The organism is Algoriphagus sp. A40 (genome assembly GCF_002002735.1).
In the GTDB taxonomy this organism is placed as follows: Bacteria; Bacteroidota; Bacteroidia; order Cytophagales; family Cyclobacteriaceae; genus Algoriphagus.
Genome location: NZ_MUNY01000053.1, coordinates 117632 through 134153, shown reverse-complemented (window position 1 = coordinate 134153; position 16522 = coordinate 117632). Strand labels below are relative to the sequence as shown.

The 16522-nt window shown below is 43.1% G+C and carries 13 protein-coding genes; 3 read left to right on the top strand and 10 right to left on the bottom strand.

Translation table 11 applies throughout. The features are described from left to right. Window positions 1-118 precede the first annotated feature (118 nt). Window positions 119-2746, top strand: coding sequence for a DNA gyrase/topoisomerase IV subunit A (locus tag B0E43_RS12815; protein ID WP_077350306.1), 2628 nt, complete (start codon window positions 119-121; stop codon window positions 2744-2746). An 18-nt stretch (window positions 2747-2764) separates the two neighbouring features. Next, on the top strand, window positions 2765-3475 hold the full coding sequence (locus B0E43_RS12810) for an RNA methyltransferase (RefSeq protein WP_077350304.1): 711 nt from the start codon (window positions 2765-2767) through the stop codon (window positions 3473-3475). Here the strand turns inward: B0E43_RS12810 and B0E43_RS12805 are convergent, their stop codons facing one another. The 3 genes from B0E43_RS12805 to pckA all read right to left on the bottom strand — a co-directional run bounded on the left by B0E43_RS12805 (window position 3476) and on the right by pckA (window position 6354). Continuing rightward, window positions 3476-4078, bottom strand: a complete 603-nt coding sequence (locus tag B0E43_RS12805; RefSeq protein WP_077350302.1) for a hypothetical protein — start codon at window positions 4076-4078, stop codon at window positions 3476-3478. A gap of 108 nt (window positions 4079-4186) precedes the next feature. Further along, a complete protein-coding gene (locus B0E43_RS12800; protein ID WP_077350300.1) occupies window positions 4187-4621 on the bottom strand; it encodes a peptidylprolyl isomerase in 435 nt (144 codons plus the stop codon). Window positions 4622-4752: 131 nt separating this feature from the next. Then, the gene (gene pckA / locus B0E43_RS12795; RefSeq protein WP_077350298.1) at window positions 4753-6354 is read right to left on the bottom strand and encodes a phosphoenolpyruvate carboxykinase (ATP); all 1602 of its coding nucleotides are present in this window, start codon (window positions 6352-6354) and stop codon (window positions 4753-4755) included. 344 nt (window positions 6355-6698) lie between these two features. Between pckA and B0E43_RS12790 the strand changes: the two genes are divergently transcribed. Next, on the top strand, window positions 6699-8198 hold the full coding sequence (locus B0E43_RS12790; protein WP_254423425.1) for an oligopeptide:H+ symporter: 1500 nt from the start codon (window positions 6699-6701) through the stop codon (window positions 8196-8198). Between the two features lie 277 nt (window positions 8199-8475). Here B0E43_RS12790 and B0E43_RS12780 read toward each other — a convergent pair whose 3' ends face one another. The 7 genes from B0E43_RS12780 to truB form a co-directional block, all read right to left on the bottom strand. After that, window positions 8476-9939, bottom strand: coding sequence for a hypothetical protein (locus tag B0E43_RS12780; protein ID WP_077350292.1), 1464 nt, complete (start codon window positions 9937-9939; stop codon window positions 8476-8478). 7 nt (window positions 9940-9946) lie between these two features. Beyond that, window positions 9947-12832, bottom strand: coding sequence for a TonB-dependent receptor (locus B0E43_RS12775; protein WP_077350290.1), 2886 nt, complete (start codon window positions 12830-12832; stop codon window positions 9947-9949). Between the two features lie 322 nt (window positions 12833-13154). Next, complete coding sequence (gldC, locus tag B0E43_RS12765; RefSeq protein ID WP_077350286.1) at window positions 13155-13496, bottom strand: gliding motility protein GldC; 342 nt, start codon at window positions 13494-13496, stop codon at window positions 13155-13157. Between the two features lie 56 nt (window positions 13497-13552). Beyond that, the gene (locus B0E43_RS12760) at window positions 13553-14212 is read right to left on the bottom strand and encodes a 3-oxoacid CoA-transferase subunit B (protein ID WP_077350284.1); all 660 of its coding nucleotides are present in this window, start codon (window positions 14210-14212) and stop codon (window positions 13553-13555) included. A gap of 4 nt (window positions 14213-14216) precedes the next feature. Next, on the bottom strand, window positions 14217-14912 hold the full coding sequence (locus B0E43_RS12755; RefSeq protein WP_077350282.1) for a CoA transferase subunit A: 696 nt from the start codon (window positions 14910-14912) through the stop codon (window positions 14217-14219). A 13-nt stretch (window positions 14913-14925) separates the two neighbouring features. Next, window positions 14926-15849 (bottom strand): bifunctional riboflavin kinase/FAD synthetase, encoded by a 924-nt coding sequence (locus tag B0E43_RS12750; RefSeq protein ID WP_077350280.1) that lies wholly within the window; start codon window positions 15847-15849, stop codon window positions 14926-14928. Then, window positions 15836-16519 carry a tRNA pseudouridine(55) synthase TruB gene (gene truB, locus B0E43_RS12745; protein ID WP_077350278.1) on the bottom strand — a complete coding sequence of 228 codons (684 nt, stop codon included), beginning with the start codon at window positions 16517-16519 and terminating at the stop codon, window positions 15836-15838. Before truB ends, B0E43_RS12750 begins: the two co-directional genes overlap by 14 nt. Window positions 16520-16522: the final 3 nt, after the last annotated feature.

Sequence of the window (16522 nt, the reverse complement as noted above, 5' to 3'; positions counted from 1 at the left end):
GCAGTTTCCTAAATAGTTGAAAATCAAAGTTTCAAATGATTATTTCCTGCTTGGAAATAGGTTTTCAGTAAGTCTGGTCTGATTGACCACTTACATTTATCAAAATTGGATTGTGTAAATGAGTGACGAAAATAAGTTAGCTGATGGAGCAGACGAAAGTCTGCACACTTCCGTGCCGGTGACTGGCATGTACAAGGATTGGTTTTTGGATTATGCCTCTTATGTGATTCTGGAGCGGGCAGTTCCGGCTATCGAAGATGGCCTCAAACCTGTGCAGCGGAGGATAATGCATGCCATGAAGGAGATGGATGATGGCCGCTTCAACAAGGTCGCTAACATCATCGGCCAATCCATGCAGTATCACCCTCATGGAGATCAATCCATCGGGGATGCAATCGTCAATCTCGGCCAAAAGGAACTCCTGATCGAAACCCAAGGTAACTGGGGAGATGTCCGGACTGGTGACGGAGCTGCTGCAGCGCGATACATCGAAGCTCGCCTGTCCAAGTTTGCTTTGGAAGTGGTTTTCAATCCACAAACTACAGAATGGCAACTTTCCTATGATGGCCGTAAGCGTGAACCAGTCACACTTCCGGTCAAATTCCCGCTTCTTTTGGCACAGGGAGTTGAAGGAATCGCTGTGGGTTTGTCCACCAAAATCCTCCCTCACAACTTCATCGAACTGATCGAAGCCTCTATCGAAATTCTGAAAGGAAATAGATCCAATGTCCTTCCTGACTTTATCACCGGCGGATTGGCGGACTTCAGTGAATACAATGAAGGTCACCGGGGAGGAAAAGTTAAAGTTCGTGCAAGGATTGAGGAGGAAGACAGCAAAACATTGTTAATCAAAGAGATTCCATACGGAACGACCACAGATTCTTTGATTGATTCAATCCTGAAAGCTACCGACAAAGGCAAGATCAAGATCAAAAAAGTCGTCGATAACACAGCAAAAGATGTCGAAATCCAAATCCAGCTCGCTCCGGGAGTTTCTCCTGATGTGACGATAGATGCACTTTATGCTTTCACCGATTGCGAGATTTCCATTTCTCCCAATGCCTGTGTAATCATTGAGGATAAACCGGTTTTTCTCACCGTAAACCAAATCCTCGAATACAATACCAAGCAAACCAAAGACCTCCTTCGCAGGGAATTAGAAATCCGAAAGGCAGAGTTGATGGAGAAATTACTTTTCTCTTCTCTTGAAAAAATATTCATCGAAAACCGCATTTACCGGGACATCGAAGAATGTACCACTTGGGATGCAGTTTTGGAGGCAATAGATAAAGGTTTAGATCCATTCAAACCGGATTTTTATAGAGAAATTACTCAGGAAGATCTACTTCGTCTAACTGAAATCAAGATCAAAAGAATTTCGAAGTTTGATGCTTTCAAGGCAGATGAATTGATGAAGCGACTTCAGGAAGAATTGAAGGAAGTCAATTACAACCTGAAGCATCTGACCGAATACTCGATCAAATATTACCAAAACCTGCTGGATAAGTTTGGAAAAGGCAGGGAGAGAAAGACTGAAATCCGGGCTTTGGATACGATCGAAGCGACAGTTGTTGCTGCCAACAATGCCAAACTCTATGTCAACCGCGTGGATGGATTTGTAGGCTCGGGCTTGAAAAAGGACGAATTCATCTGTGATTGTTCTGACTTGGACGATGTGATTGTCATTCGTCGGGATGGGAAGTTTATGGTTTCCAGAATTCAGGAAAAGGGCTTCATGGGCAAGGATATTTTGTACGTGGGCATTTTCCGCAAGAATGACGACCGAATGACTTATAACCTGATTTACCTCGAAGGTTCCTCAGGAAGATCGATGGTAAAGCGCTTTCAGGTAGGAGGGATCACCCGCGACAAGGAATACGACTTGACCAAAGGTACCAAAGGTACCAAAGTCATGTATCTGACAGCCAATCCAAACGCTGAAGCCGAAACTGTGACGGTTTATCTTACCCAAGGGGCGAAAGCGAGAGTCAAGGTATTCGATTTCGACTTTTCGGAAATTGAAATCAAAGGGAGAGGAGCCGGAGGAAATATTCTCACCAAGTATCCTGTACGGAAAATCCAGTTCAAAATGGAAGGAAAGTCTACTCTTGGCGGACTGAATATTTACTACGATGTGGTAGTCGGGAGATTGAATACGGATCAAAGAGGAAAACTCATCGGTAACTTTCTCGGAGACGACAAAATTTTGGTTTGCTATAAAAATGGAGATTACGAATTGACCACTTTTGAACTGACCAACCGATACGAGCCAGGTGATGTGGTTTTGATCGAAAAGTTTGATCTTAAGAAAATCATTTCTGCCATTTATTATGACGGAGGGACAAAGACCTTCTTTGTGAAGCGATTTGGAATCGAGACCACCACGGTCAATAAGCGCTTCAATTTCATCTCTGACCACAAGCAGTCCTATCTGAAAATTGTTTCGACTGTGAGTCAACCGCAGGTTTCAGTCACTTTGATCAAAGGAAAAGAGGAGGAAGTGATGGATTATGACCTGGACATGCTGATCGATGTGAAAGGCTGGAAGGCAATCGGGAATAAGTTAAGTACTTATCCTGTCAAGGAAGTATCTCTGATTCAATCTGAAAAAGTAACAGAAAGCGAACCTGTGGATGAAAAATCAGAGGAAGCTGAAGCAGCTGATACAGATCAGGAACTTGAAATCGGAAGTACGATTGACCTGACTCCCAAAAAAGACGAAGACGAACAACTGGGGCTTTTCTGATAGCCCCACTTATTTGCCATGAGTGAAGAAATCGAAGAAATACCATTTGACCAAGGCTTACTCGAATACCTTGGGCAATTCATCACAACCCATAAAAAGTCTGTGATTGAACGGGTTCTTGCCAAGCGAACCAGGTATTTCACAGTTGTTTTGGAGGATATTTTCAAACCTCACAATGCCAGCGCAGTCATTCGGACTTGTGATTGTTTTGGGCTTCAGGACATCCATGTGATCGAAAAGACCAACCAATATAAAGTCAATCCCTATGTCACCCGAGGAGCTTCTCAGTGGGTGGATTTGCATAAATACTTCCGCGAGGACGGAAGTGCAGTTGAGGCCTGCTTTGAAACCCTTCGGGAAAAAGGCTACAAAATCTACGGCACCAGTCCTGACCCAAGTTCCATTTCAATTTATGACTTAGACCCGAATGAAAAACTGGCTTTGGTATTTGGCAACGAGCATGAAGGAATCTCGGATGAAGTCAAATCCAAAGCAGATGGCTTGGTTCATATTCCCATGCTTGGATTTACCGACAGTTTTAACATTTCCGTCTCAGCCTCTATTTTTCTATACGACTTGGTAAAAAAGGCAGAAAGCGGAGGAATGGACAACTTTCATCTTTCAGAAGCCGAAAAAAATCAACTCCGGATGAAATGGTACAGATCAGTCGTCAAGAATTCAGAAATCCATGAAAAGGTTTATCGGAAAAACCTGGCCAATAAAGAATGATTACTGTTTTTTGAAGAGCTCAGAAAAAGGCTTTTTAGGTTGGATTTTATTCGAGTTTTTGGCCTTTTGACGCTGCTTTTGCCGTTGCTTTTGTTCTTTGCTTTTCACCAATACAGTCCGTGCAGAGATTCCGACTTGACCTCTGTAAAACTCTTCTCTTCCCGATATATTGATGTTTGGTTTGTAATCCAGGGAAATCACAGCATTAGCCACAGTCAACTCAACTCCTGCAATCATATCCACTCCAAAAGTGGAGTTTCCATAAGTATGGATAATTTCTTTGGTACCGGGATTTTTGACAAAGCTTTCTTCATTTCCAAAAGCAACTCCGGCTCCATAGTAATAGTTAAAGCGCTTGGAGATGATTGGGCTGTGGCTTTTAGCCAAAAGTGAAAATGTAGTGTTCCGACTAAAATCTGATTGCAGAATGCCTTCCAAAGTCACCCGCTCAACCAAGCGCTGTTGCAAAGTCAATCCTACAGTTCTATTAAATTCTGAGTTTCCAAACCGTAAGCCCAATGCTGTACCATAGCGTTGGGCAATCGCCAAATTGGGAAGTTGAAAAAGTAGGAGCAGAATAAGAGCAGAAGTAGCTTTGAACATAGTGGAGAAGAAGGATTTGTCCTTACTCAATTACCAAGCCAATACCCTAAATACAACGTGTAAATTGAACACAAAAAAAATCCCTCATTTGAGGGATTTTAATGTTTATTATTCGTGAATGACGATTTTTTCGATTTTATCACCTGCTCTGATCGCATCGATCACGTCCAATCCTTCGACCACTTTTCCGAAACAAGTATGGTTTCTGTCCAGGTGAGCAGTGTTAGTTCGGCTATGACAGATAAAAAACTGTGAACCGCCTGTATTTCTTCCGGCATGAGCCATTGAAAGGACACCGCGGTCGTGGTATTGGTTTTCTCCATCCAATTCACATTTGATTTTGTATCCAGGTCCGCCGGATCCATTTCCTACCGGACATCCACCTTGGATCACAAAATTTGGAATCACACGATGGAAAGTAAGTCCGTCGTAAAAGCCTTTTTTTGAAAGATCCACAAAGTTTTGAACTGCGAGTGGAGCATCTTTTTCATAAAAGTCCACTTTCATTGTTCCTTTTTCAGTAATGATTTCTGCTGTCTTCATCAGTTTAAAATTTCAGATTTATCCGACCATTCGGCCAAAAGATTTAGGAATCGCAAAAATAGGGGTTAGACTTGGTACTTTGGCTATAAAAAGAGAAAGGAGAATTACTCTTTCTCCTTTCTCTTAACTTATTACATCACCGGCGCGCCTTTCATAATATCCTCGTCGGCAAAATCCTTGAATTTCTCGAAGTTGCTGATAAAGGCCTGAGCTAGATTATGTGCGGTTCTGTCATAATCATCGGGGTTTTCCCAGGTGTTTTTTGGATTCAAAACTTCATAAGGTACATCGGGACAAATTTCCGGCACCATAAATCCAAATACAGGATCCTTTTTGAAAGGAGCAAATTCAAGTTTTCCATTCAAGGCCGCGGTTATCATGGATCTGGTATGGGCAAGTTTCATTCTGGAGCCAATTCCATAGGGTCCTCCGGTCCATCCTGTATTGATCAGCCAAACATTCACTTCATGTTTTTCCATCTTTTCGCCAAATAATTTAGCGTATTCGGTGGGATGCAAAGGCAGAAATGCTGCTCCAAAGCAGGCTGAGAAAGTTAATTTGGGTTCGGTAACACCCATTTCAGTACCAGCAACTTTTGCCGTATATCCCGAAATGAAATGATACATGGCCTGGCTCTTGTTCAATTTTGAGATGGGAGGTATTACCCCAAACGCATCCGCTGTCAGAAAGAAAATATTTTTTGGTATTCCTGCAATGGATGGTTGAAGTGCATTTGGAATGTAATGAATCGGATAAGCTGTTCGGGTATTTTCGGTGACAGACTTATTGGAATAATCGATTTCTCGGGTTCCGGTCTTGAATCGGGTATTTTCTACAATTGTTCCAAACTTAATTGCATCAAAAATTTCAGGCTCTTTTTCCCGGGTAAGATCAACCACTTTGGCATAGCAGCCTCCTTCAAAATTGAATACAGAGTCTTCAGTCCAGCCATGTTCATCATCTCCGATCAAATGCCTGTTAGGGTCGGCGGAAAGGGTGGTTTTCCCTGTTCCCGAAAGTCCAAAGAAAATCGCTGTATCTCCATCCTTTCCCATATTGGCCGAACAGTGCATGGACAGAACTCCTTTTTCATGCGGAAGTATAAAATTCAAAACCGAAAAAATCCCTTTTTTGATTTCACCTGCATAAGCCGTTCCTCCGATCAGAATCATTCTTCTAGAAATATCCAGAATCGCAAAATTCGGATTTTTGGTTCCATCCACTTCCGGATCAGCCTGAAAATCAGGAGCACAGATAATGGTAAAATCTGACTTGAAAGTCTTTAGATCCTCTTTTTTTGGCCTGAGAAACATATTGAAGCAAAACAGATTATGCCAAGCCAACGTGTTGATTACCTTCAACTTTAGCTGATATTCTGGATCAGCACCTGCATAGGCATATCGGACAAAAAGGTCTTTGTCAGCCAGATGATGTTTCATTTTGGCTAACAAGCTGTCAAATTTTTCCTCATCAAAAGGGATGTTGGTATCTCCCCACCACACTGCATTTTTTGTTTTTTCATCCAACACAATAAACCGATCCTGAGGAGATCTTCCGGTAAACTTTCCGGTATCAGCCATCAGGGCACCTGTGGAAGACAAAAATGCTTCCTTTCGGCTAAGTGAATGTTCGACTAATTCGGCTGGAGTGAGGTTGGAGAAAACTTTTCCACTCGTGTCCACATCTGGAAGTGGATAGGAGGAAATTGAAGGAGTCAGAACTAGGTCCTGCATAAAGATTTGGGTTTACAAACTGAAAATTGTCTCCCCAAAATTAGGGAAGAAATTCAAATTCAAAACCAAAAAAACCTCAAAATTTCGCTTTTCAATCGATTACGGAGAAAAATCAGAAGGATATTTGACTTTAATCAGTTTTCTTAAAAACTGCAATAATCTTTCTTGTTTTTCCTTGGCAGAAAAGTAGGACTCGTGCTAGCCAAACAGGTAAAACTTTGGAAACTAGAACCAAAAAAGTTTATCATTGCAGTTCTATTACCCATCTAAAAAATTGATTCTTGGAAAAACAACTTACTTCTGAATTTGCCGGTCCAACTGCATTTGGACATCCAAAAGGACTCATGACTTTGTTTTTCACTGAAATGTGGGAACGGTTCAGCTATTATGGGATGCGGGCGTTGCTGATCATATTTATGACCAAAGCCATTGTGGATGGAGGTTTGGGGTTTGACGACAAAACTGCCGGTGCTGTTTATGGGCTTTATACCATGGGTGTTTATTTGTTGGCTTTACCCGGTGGCTGGTTGGCGGATCGACTTTTTGGACTGAAAAAGTCCGTTTGGTATGGTGGAATTATCATAGCCTTGGGCCATTTTATGATGGCGCTTCCAGGCGTAGAGTCCTGGATAAATGGAGCCTCAGGACCAAAAGACTCCCTGAGTTCCTTGGACACAACCTCCTTCTTTTTGGGTTTGATCTTGATTGTACTGGGTACAGGATTGCTAAAGCCAAATATCAGTTCCATTGTGGGTCAACTCTATCCGGCCGGAAGTTCAAAAAGGGACGCCGGTTTTTCGATCTTCTACATGGGTATCAACCTCGGCGGATTTATCGCTCCGATTGCCTGCAGTACTGTGGCTGAATATGACATGCACATGGGTTTTGGACTTGCAGGATTGGGAATGGTCTTTGGCCTGATTCAATACAAATTAACCGGTGGATCTCTGGATGGATATGGTGATGCCCCAATAGCAAGTACCGAAAAGGAAATTACTGCAAAAAAGAAACTCAGATCAATCACCTCGATTATTGGCCTGGTTGGAGCCTCATTGATCGTGATTTTGTTTACAGGAGTGATTCCGATTGATGCTTCTGCGATTGCCAGTGCATCGGGAACTGTAATCGCAATAGTGGCTTTCGGCTACCTTGGGTATGTTATCCTTTTTGGTGGATTGGTAAAATCAGACAAAAACAAGGTTGGGGCCATTGCCATCCTCTTTGTGTTCTCCGCCATGTTCTGGTCGGGCTTCGAACAGGCAGGATCCACTTTGAATCTCTTTGCAGAGCGATTTACTGACAGGACTATTTTGGATTGGGACATTCCAACAGGATATTTCCAGTCTATCAATTCCCTTTTTATCATCATTTTCGCGCCGTTTTTTGCGGCTTTGTGGATTTGGTTGGGGAGAATTCATCTCGAGCCAAGTTCTCCTTTGAAATTCACCTTTGGTTTGCTCTTGCTTGGACTTGGCTTTTTTGTGATGTATTTCGCTACTAAAATCGCTGCATCAGGTGAACTGGCAGCGCCGAGTTGGCTGATCATTACTTATATGTTGCATACTTTCGGAGAGTTGAGTTTGTCGCCGGTAGGACTTTCATTGGTTACCAAACTGGCTCCACAAGGCTATGCAGGCCAAATGATGGGGATTTGGTTCCTTTCAGTTGCACTGGGCAATCTTTTTGCAGGAATTATTGCCGGAGAGGCAAGCGGTGGAACAGAAGAAGGCTTGGCAGCCATGCCGGATCAGTTTATGATGATCGTTTATACGGTGATCGGATCAGCATTGGTACTTCTACTTTTGACACCCATTCTAAGGAAATTGATGGGAAAAGTCCATTAATGGTATTTCTTCTACCTTTGAAAAAACCTGTCTTACCGGCAGGTTTTTTCATTTTAGTCCATTCGGCAGCTGGAGCTTCACAATAAAGAAAACACATCTAACCTAATTGGAAAGGCGATCTAGGGACTCTGATTTCAAGCCTAAGTGCAATTTGGCTTCCTGAATTGGATGGAACAATGAACTGGTAATGAGCTTAAATCCTTCCAAGTAAACCATCAAAAAAGCCGTCTGGAATTCCAGGCGGCTTGGCTTATTTCGGGTTCTTGCTTTAAGATTTTTATTGAATAGGGAGATCATTTCCCGGAATTGCATTGGGATTGATCAATGGGATATTGGCTCCCCATTTGGCATTGATGGCATTGATAAATTCATTGGTAATGAATCCATGAGCCCTTCCGTTGGGATGAACCCCATCTACCGAAAATCCTCCATTTGGTGGAACTATGCTAGCTGTAAGGAAGGCCCCACCATAATTAACGCCACCTTGAAGGACACGGCTCAAAAATGCATTAATATCCACCAAAACCAGCCGTTGGGCATTTGTCTGTACAGCTGTTGAAATCACGCCGTTGAACGTAGTTATTTTGGTCTGAATTGCAGTTTGCTCGGCAGAAGTGAGGACAAAAGAATCCTCTACTGGGTAGCTTACTCCTCTTATTTGTTGAGGGTTTCCTCCCACGGGCTGACCAAGCGCCTGAGACAAAGTCAGTGTGGCCTTATCGGTGGATTTACTTTGCCGGATTGATGGAAGTCCAAACTGAGTCAAATCAGTCAGGCTTTCATCAGACATCAGAAATCCATTTTGGCCCGCAACGAAATTGATTGTACGCAAAGTTTTTTCAGCTTCAGTAATTGCTCCCATTGCTTGCAATTGTGCCAATCCACCATTGTATGCAGCAAAACCTTGATTTACCGCTGAAGCTGTTGCAGCATTTAAGGGAAGTGCATTCCAGGGAACGAGGTTAAAATATGGAAGCACATTAAGATTTGGAATATTGGCAACTGCACCCTTGGCATTAGGATTTGCCTGAAGCATTGCCCCAAGAGCCAAGGAGAATCTTTGTCCAAAATCCGCATCCGAAGTCAAGATTGCCGGATTGGATGCACCACTGATTGCATATCCAAGGACATCACTGTTTCCCAACCAGAATGAGAAGAAAGTTCCGCTGGTTCCCAAGGCTTGTGCCGCATCTCCAATCGGAGAGGAAACTCCTGGATTTGAAGCAAATCTCGCATAATAGGGATTAAATGCAGGGTTTTGCGGAACATTTGGACCACCTGTTTGTGGAATCAAAGCCAAGCCAAGTGTCATATTCGGAACTGAAAAATTGTTCAGATCAGCTTTGTTTCCTGCAAAGGCTGTTGGTAATTCACCGGGTCCGATTGGTGCTGGAGCGGTAGATCCATTTGCAGTTTTGAGGATTAACCTTCCAAGGATGGTATTATTTGGCCCCATGGCATAAAAGCCATTTACCGAATTGATAGAAGGCTGATTAAAATTACCTCCGTTAACCAGTTTCATTTGCTCGGACAAATGAACTGCGAATGAATTTCCCTGTCCTCTGGTATAAAGGGCCCCGTCCATAACCCCGGCAGCAATTCCGTCTCCGATTACGACCATTTTGGTGAAATCAGCCTCACCGGAGGTAGGCTCCTGGATATCTTCTACCGGAAAATCATAGGTACAAGAGGCAGTGAATCCCAAGACTGGTATAACTATATATTTTAGAATATTTTTCATGGGTGAATTAATTTAGCAATTCATCAAAGGTGATAGAGATATAATAAATCGCACCGATAGTCGGACCTCCAAAATTATAGATGTATCTGTTGTTGAGGATATTGGAACCACCCAATTTGAGGATTGACTTGATGGAGCTGACTTTATAGCTTAGCTGGGCATCAAAATTGGAAACAGCCGGAACATCTCCTCTGGCAAATGAAGACTCCCATCTGAATTCAGACTGATATCTCCAGGTAACATTGAAGCCCATGTTTTTGGTAAGTCTTCTGTTACCAAAAACTATGTTTCCCTTATGCTCAGGAGTGTTGAAGTCATTGAGAAATCCTTCAGAAGGCGAGGAAAGCAACTTGTTGTAATTGTAATTTCCTGATAAGGTGTAACTCTTCACCAAGTTGAAAGTAATTCCAAAAGCCGCTCCATGTGCTTTTACAGATCCACCGGTGAAATTGGTATAGGTCTGGAAGGTGTTTTCACTTCCGGGAGTTGTGATTGGAGTCAAAAGGGTAGGAGCATTGACAGCGTTTATAGCCAATTGGTCACCATTTGCAGGATTTGGATATACTGGCCCTGGAGCTTTCCTAACCGCATTCTGGGTAATGAAATTGTTGTAGGTGTTGTAGTAATAAGCAAAGTCGATCATTATTTTGCTATCGTTCAACAAGCTCTTATATCCAACTTCAATTGACTTAACTTGCTCTGGGCCCAATTCCGGAAAATCCGCTTCAGTGGCCGGCTGCAATAAGGAAGTTGCTTCCGGAGAAACTGGGCTTGTGCCAGATCCAACTTTGGCAACATATTGTTCCACTGAAGCCATTGTAAAGGCATTGGTGAAAATGTCATATTTCTCTCGGTAATAGGGCAAGCCTCCAATCAGCCGGGCTGAAACCACATTGAGGTCAATATGCTGTCCCTGAGTGGTTGGCATACGGAAACCAGTCTGATAAGAAAGTCTGAAATTGTGGTTATTTTGGGTCAAAACCGCTGAAACTCTTGGACTGATCTGACCGTCAAAATTTTCATTTTTGTCATATCTCAAGCTTCCGGAAATTTTCAACTTGTCATTCCAAACTGTTTTAGCTGCCTGAACAAAGGCCCCATATTCTGATATAGTAATGTCATTTCCTTCGACATCTGCGAAAATTGTTCCGTTGGATCTCAATTCATAAACGCGGTATTGGCCACCGACCTGAAGATCCATAAAGTCGATTTCTTCTCGGAAATCATACTGACCTTCGCCCATGTACATCCTTGATTTATCATTGAATAGTGAACCTTCAGGGATAAACTTACTTCTGACGTCTTTTGAAGCATTTTCAAATTCAGGAGAACCCGGTTCATAGCGACCCTGCTCAGCAATTCCTCTAGCCGCATTATGTGCTCCTGCTTGTTGATCCGTAGTTCCAGGAGCTCCAGGTGCAACTCCCTGCTGTGCCAAAGCTCCCATATAGCCTAGTGCGTATTGTACAAACCAGGTTGAGTTGTCTTTCCACATGGAATTGATATTGACACCAGTCAAATCTGCGATATAGGATTCTCCGGAGTTTTCTCTGGTGGTGTAGCCTCGGAGGAAGTAATTGGAGCCTCTCAATTCCACCTTATGTTGGGTGATTTCGAAGTTTTTCAGTGAGTACCGCTGAGCACCAGTGTAGACTGAAGTTCCAGCTCCATAATTCAAAGTATACGAAAGCTCAGATCGGTCACTAATTCTGTAATGGAGTGCTCCGTTTACTTTATAGTTTTTGGCCCCATAATCCACCAAATACTTTTCGTCGTACCCGGTTCTCGAAACGATTTGATCTGGAATGCTGGTCAGATAACCACCAAGTCCCATTGATTGAGCGATTTGTTGGACAGCTCCGACATTTCGAAGCAAACCGATATTGTTAGAAACTTCGTCTCCAAAGACATGGACTTTGTTTGCTCCGGGATTGAAAGGCAAATCTCCCTGTGTGGCAGCAGCAAGATCGGTTTGGTCAGTACCGTACCAATCTTCCGCTTGCATAAACGAGCCATTGATCTTGAAGGCCCATTTGTTGTTGAATGCCTTTGCATAGCGGATTGACCCTTCAAACATCGGCTGTACGCTAGTTGGTTCACCGGCTGTTCCCCCAAAATGATTGAATCCCTGCTTATAAAAACCGCTCAAGCCCTGGTATTCAAATGGACTCTTGCTGTTAACGAGAAGGATTCCATTGAAGGCATTGGGTCCATAAAGTGCCGACGCGGATCCGGGAATGAATTCCACACTTTCTACATCCAATTCAGAGGGTCCATTAAGGTTTCCGATTGGAAAATTCAGTGCCGGAGCTTGAGTATCCATACCGTCTGTGAGCTGAACGAATCGGGTATTTCCTGTAGAATTAAATCCTCTGGCATTAATAATTTGGAAATTGATGGAGGAAGAGGTTACGTCAACACCTTTCAGATTGGCGATGGCCTTGTAATAGGTATCGGATGGAGTATCCCGGATTGCCAGAATATCCATTTTTTCAATCGAGACAGGCGACTGCAAAATGCTTTCCTCTACACGCGATGCAGAAACAACCACTTCCTGCCCAAGCATGGTTTGCTCACTCAGTTCAACCTTCAAATTAGAGGTGTTCGCATTGGTAATTTCTATTTCTATCGGAGTATACCCTACCATAGAAAATACCAATGAAAAAGGTGGTTGCTGTGCTACGTTGAGTGTAAACTCACCTTCAAGGTCAGTAATCGTACCGATTACTTTTCCTTTTACAATGATGTTTACCCCAACCAAAGTCTCTTTCGTGTCCGCATCGGTCACGATTCCAGAGATGGTTGTCTGTGCAAAAGCTGCACTGGCTCCCAAGGAAACCAGCAGTGCGAGTGAAAACACCGCCCCCCAGATTTTTCTTGTAAAATTTCTCATAGGCTATTTTGTGTAGGTATTTTGGATAATGCTAAAAGAGGTGATTCTTTATTCATTTGCTCGAAATTTATAGTAAAAACCGAATTATCAACCTTCGTGATTTAAAAAAAATTAACTCTTTCTTACTTTAAAAATTGCCTAAAAATGGAAACTGAGGCCCTTTTGGAGAAAATCAAAAATTTTTGGGATATAATATTAGAAATACATATCCCAATTGTTCATTTTATTAAAAATTCCAAAAAACAGTTTTTTGTTTATCAGTTATTTACCAAACAAAAAGGCCTGATGAAAATCAGGCCTTTCTTGGTTTTTGATTACCAGATCAAGAATTTCTCTTGTTTTCCTCATTGACATGCTTGACCAGTCTGTCACACAATTCCTTCATTTCTTCAGAAAAATACTCATCTCCTGTACTGTTCAAAACTGTCTGGGCCATTCCACCCAAGATATCGATGTAGAATCTTTTCATTTCCACCACAGACATTTCTTCTGTCCAAAGGTCTATGCGTAGTGTGGCATGGTTCAAGTTGTCCCAGACATTTACACTTATACTTTTGGTAGATTCCAATCCCTCGGATTCCTTGTCTGAGGCATCCCATTGGATATTCTTTGGAAGATTATTTTCATCCAGCTCGATCTGGAATTTGATGTCTGATTTTTTCATTGTTTTGAAATTTATCGGGAAACCAGCGATTCAGTTTTCAAGTTCCCGGTTTTGGATTATTCGAATGTCATTTCGGGAATTTCCCCTTCAATGATGAGTTTGCCTTCAGTTTTGGATTTGATTTCTTCTACAGAAACGCCTGGAGCTCTTTCTTTAAGTATGAATCCGCCTTCAGGAGAGATCTCCACCACAGCCAAGTCTGAGACTATTTTTTTCACACACTTGATTCCGGTGATAGGAAGGGAGCATTCAGTCAAAAGTTTGGATTGACCATCTTTCGAGCAGTGCTGCATGGCCACGATGATATTTTCGGCAGAGGCTACTAGGTCCATAGCGCCGCCCATTCCTTTGACCATTTTACCTGGAATTTTCCAATTGGCTATATCGCCGTTTTCAGAGACTTCCATAGCACCCAAAATTGTCAGATGGACATGACCACCGCGAATCATGGCAAATGATTCAGCAGAGTTGAATAGGGCAGACCCCGGCACCATCGAAATAGTTTGTTTGCCTGCATTGATTAAATCCGGGTCAACCTTATCCTCAGTAGGGAAGGGGCCGATTCCCAAAAGGCCGTTTTCAGATTGCAAAACAACGTCCAGATCTTTTGGGATATAGTTGGCAACCAATGTAGGGATCCCAATTCCAAGATTGATATACTGCCCAGTTTTTACTTCTTTAGCGATCCGCTGGGCGATTTGTTCTTTGGTCAGCATGGGTCTATTTGGTAACAGTTCGGTGTTCGATTCTTTTCTCGTAATTATCACCTTGGAAAATCCGCTGCACAAAGATTCCTGGGGTATGAACTTGGTTTGGATCCAGTTCGCCTTCCTGCACCAATTCCTCAACTTCGGCAATGCAGATCTTCCCTGCAGTAGCCATGATTGGGTTAAAATTTCTTGCCGTACCACGGAAAATCAAATTTCCGGCCGTATCACCTTTCCAGGCTTTTACGATAGAGAAATCAGCTCTTAGCCATTGCTCCATCAGATAAAGTTTTCCTTCAAATTCACGGACTTCTTTTCCTTCTGCCACTTCTGTTCCCACGCCTGCTGGAGTGAAAAATGCGGGAATTCCGGCTCCACCTGCTCTGACACGCTCGGCAAGGGTTCCCTGTGGGATCAAATCTACTTCGAGTTCACCACTCAGTAGTTGTCTTTCAAATTCTGCGTTTTCACCGACATAGCTGGAAATCATCTTTTTCACCATCCGCTTTTGAAGAAGAAGTCCGATTCCAAAATCATCCACACCGGCGTTATTGGAAACTATGGTGAGCCCTGAGATTTCTTTTTCCAATAGGGCTTTGATGCAGTTTTCAGGAATTCCACACAGCCCGAATCCTCCCATCATCAGCATGCTATTGCTGGGAATGTCGGCCACAGCTTCCTGTGCGTTTTTCACAGTCTTGTTAATCATAAAGTATTTGGGTTTAAAGTAATGACCTTGCCGTCTTTTGATCCTGGAAAAGTTGGTTTTTCAGCGCCTCTAGACTTTCAAATTTCCGCTCTTCTCTCAAGAATTCATGAAAATAGACAGTTATCTGCTTATCATAAAGATCCCCCTGGAAATCAAACAAATTGGCCTCTACGGTTTTCTTCGTCCCATCCACAGTCGGTCTGTTTCCAATATTCAGCATGGCCTTGTACAAAGTACCGTCAACGGAGGCTTCTACCGCGTAAACGCCGTCCTTTGGGATTAGTTTGTAATCATTTGGAATGTGAATATTTGCGGTGGGAAATCCGATCGAGCGACCTATTTGTTGTCCTTTGATCACCAAGCCGTTCAGTTCATAAGGCCTGCCTAGGCAACTTTCGGCAGTTTTGACGTCACCGGATTCCAGTGCTTTCCTGATTTTTGTGCTCGAAACAGCGATTTCTTCCACATCCTGCCGGGAAATTTCCTCCAGCTCAAATCCAAAAGTGGAGCTGTTGGCTTTCAAATATTCAAAACCTCCTTCTCGATTTTTCCCGAACCGGTGGTCATAGCCGATTACCAGCTTTTTGGTCTGAATTGCGTCAATAAGGACTTTCTGGATAAATACCTGAGAACTCATTTGGGAAAATTCCTGGGTAAATGGAATGGTGATCAAATGATCAATCCCAAACTGGCGCAGCATTTTTGTCTTTTCTTCGAAAGTACTCAGCAATCTCAGGTTGTGCTCATCAGGATAAAGCACCAATCTCGGATGAGGCCAAAAAGTAATCAAAACGGTTTCGCCCTGGATAGATCTGGCAATTTCCCGGATCCGGTTTAGAATCTTTTGATGCCCAAGATGGACCCCGTCGAAGGTTCCGGATGTTACCACCGCATTCTTTACCGGAGTAAAACCGGCCAGACCTTCATAGATTTTCATGGGGCCGGGCTTTGATTTCTTCGATCAATTCTGGCAAATGATGGGCATCCGAAACCAGGAAATTTCCGATTCTGGTTCGGCAGAGTGATTTCAGGTAAGCTCCGGTTTGCAAAATCTCCCCAAGATCCCGGGCAAGACTCCTGATGTAGGTTCCTTTGGAACAGGAAATCCGAAAATCCACTTCATTTCCTTCAAAGCGTGTGATTTCAAATTCACGGACTTGTACAGGTCGGGCTTCCATTTTTACTTCAAGTCCTTTTCTGGCCGATTCATAAACCCGCTTTCCGTCCACTTTGATCGCGGAATGCATGGGGGGAACCTGAAGAATATCTCCGGTAAGTTTGGCAGCAGCCGCTTTGACTTGATCCAAAATAATGTTTGAAGGATCTGCTACTGGTATCACGGGTTTTTCCAGGTCAAAAGATTCGGTGGTGGCTCCGATCACAAATGTCCCGGTATATTCCTTTTCCTGGCCCATGTAGGTTTCGATCTGTTTGGTCTGCTTTCCTGCACAGACGATCAACAGGCCGGTGGCCAAGGGGTCAAGCGTGCCGGCATGACCGACTTTTTTGATACGAAGGGCATTTCTCACTTTTTTGACTACATCAAATGAAGTCCATTCCAGTGGTTTATCGATCAGAAATACTTCTCCGTAAGGGTCTTGCTGCATGGT

Excerpts from the sequence above, each read along its gene's own strand:
- B0E43_RS12815 (WP_077350306.1), top strand. The coding sequence starts at position 119 with ATGAGTGACGAAAATAAGTTAGCTGATGGAGCAGACGAAAGTCTGCAC.
- B0E43_RS12810 (WP_077350304.1), top strand. The coding sequence starts at position 2,765 with ATGAGTGAAGAAATCGAAGAAATACCATTTGACCAAGGCTTACTCGAA.
- B0E43_RS12805 (WP_077350302.1), bottom strand. The coding sequence starts at position 4,078 with ATGTTCAAAGCTACTTCTGCTCTTATTCTGCTCCTACTTTTTCAACTT.
- B0E43_RS12800 (WP_077350300.1), bottom strand. The coding sequence starts at position 4,621 with ATGAAGACAGCAGAAATCATTACTGAAAAAGGAACAATGAAAGTGGAC.
- pckA (WP_077350298.1), bottom strand. The coding sequence starts at position 6,354 with ATGCAGGACCTAGTTCTGACTCCTTCAATTTCCTCCTATCCACTTCCA.
- B0E43_RS12790 (WP_254423425.1), top strand. The coding sequence starts at position 6,699 with ATGACTTTGTTTTTCACTGAAATGTGGGAACGGTTCAGCTATTATGGG.
- B0E43_RS12780 (WP_077350292.1), bottom strand. The coding sequence starts at position 9,939 with ATGAAAAATATTCTAAAATATATAGTTATACCAGTCTTGGGATTCACT.
- B0E43_RS12775 (WP_077350290.1), bottom strand. The coding sequence starts at position 12,832 with ATGAGAAATTTTACAAGAAAAATCTGGGGGGCGGTGTTTTCACTCGCA.
- gldC (WP_077350286.1), bottom strand. The coding sequence starts at position 13,496 with ATGAAAAAATCAGACATCAAATTCCAGATCGAGCTGGATGAAAATAAT.
- B0E43_RS12760 (WP_077350284.1), bottom strand. The coding sequence starts at position 14,212 with ATGCTGACCAAAGAACAAATCGCCCAGCGGATCGCTAAAGAAGTAAAA.
- B0E43_RS12755 (WP_077350282.1), bottom strand. The coding sequence starts at position 14,912 with ATGATTAACAAGACTGTGAAAAACGCACAGGAAGCTGTGGCCGACATT.
- B0E43_RS12750 (WP_077350280.1), bottom strand. The coding sequence starts at position 15,849 with ATGAAAATCTATGAAGGTCTGGCCGGTTTTACTCCGGTAAAGAATGCG.
- truB (WP_077350278.1), bottom strand. The coding sequence starts at position 16,519 with ATGCAGCAAGACCCTTACGGAGAAGTATTTCTGATCGATAAACCACTG.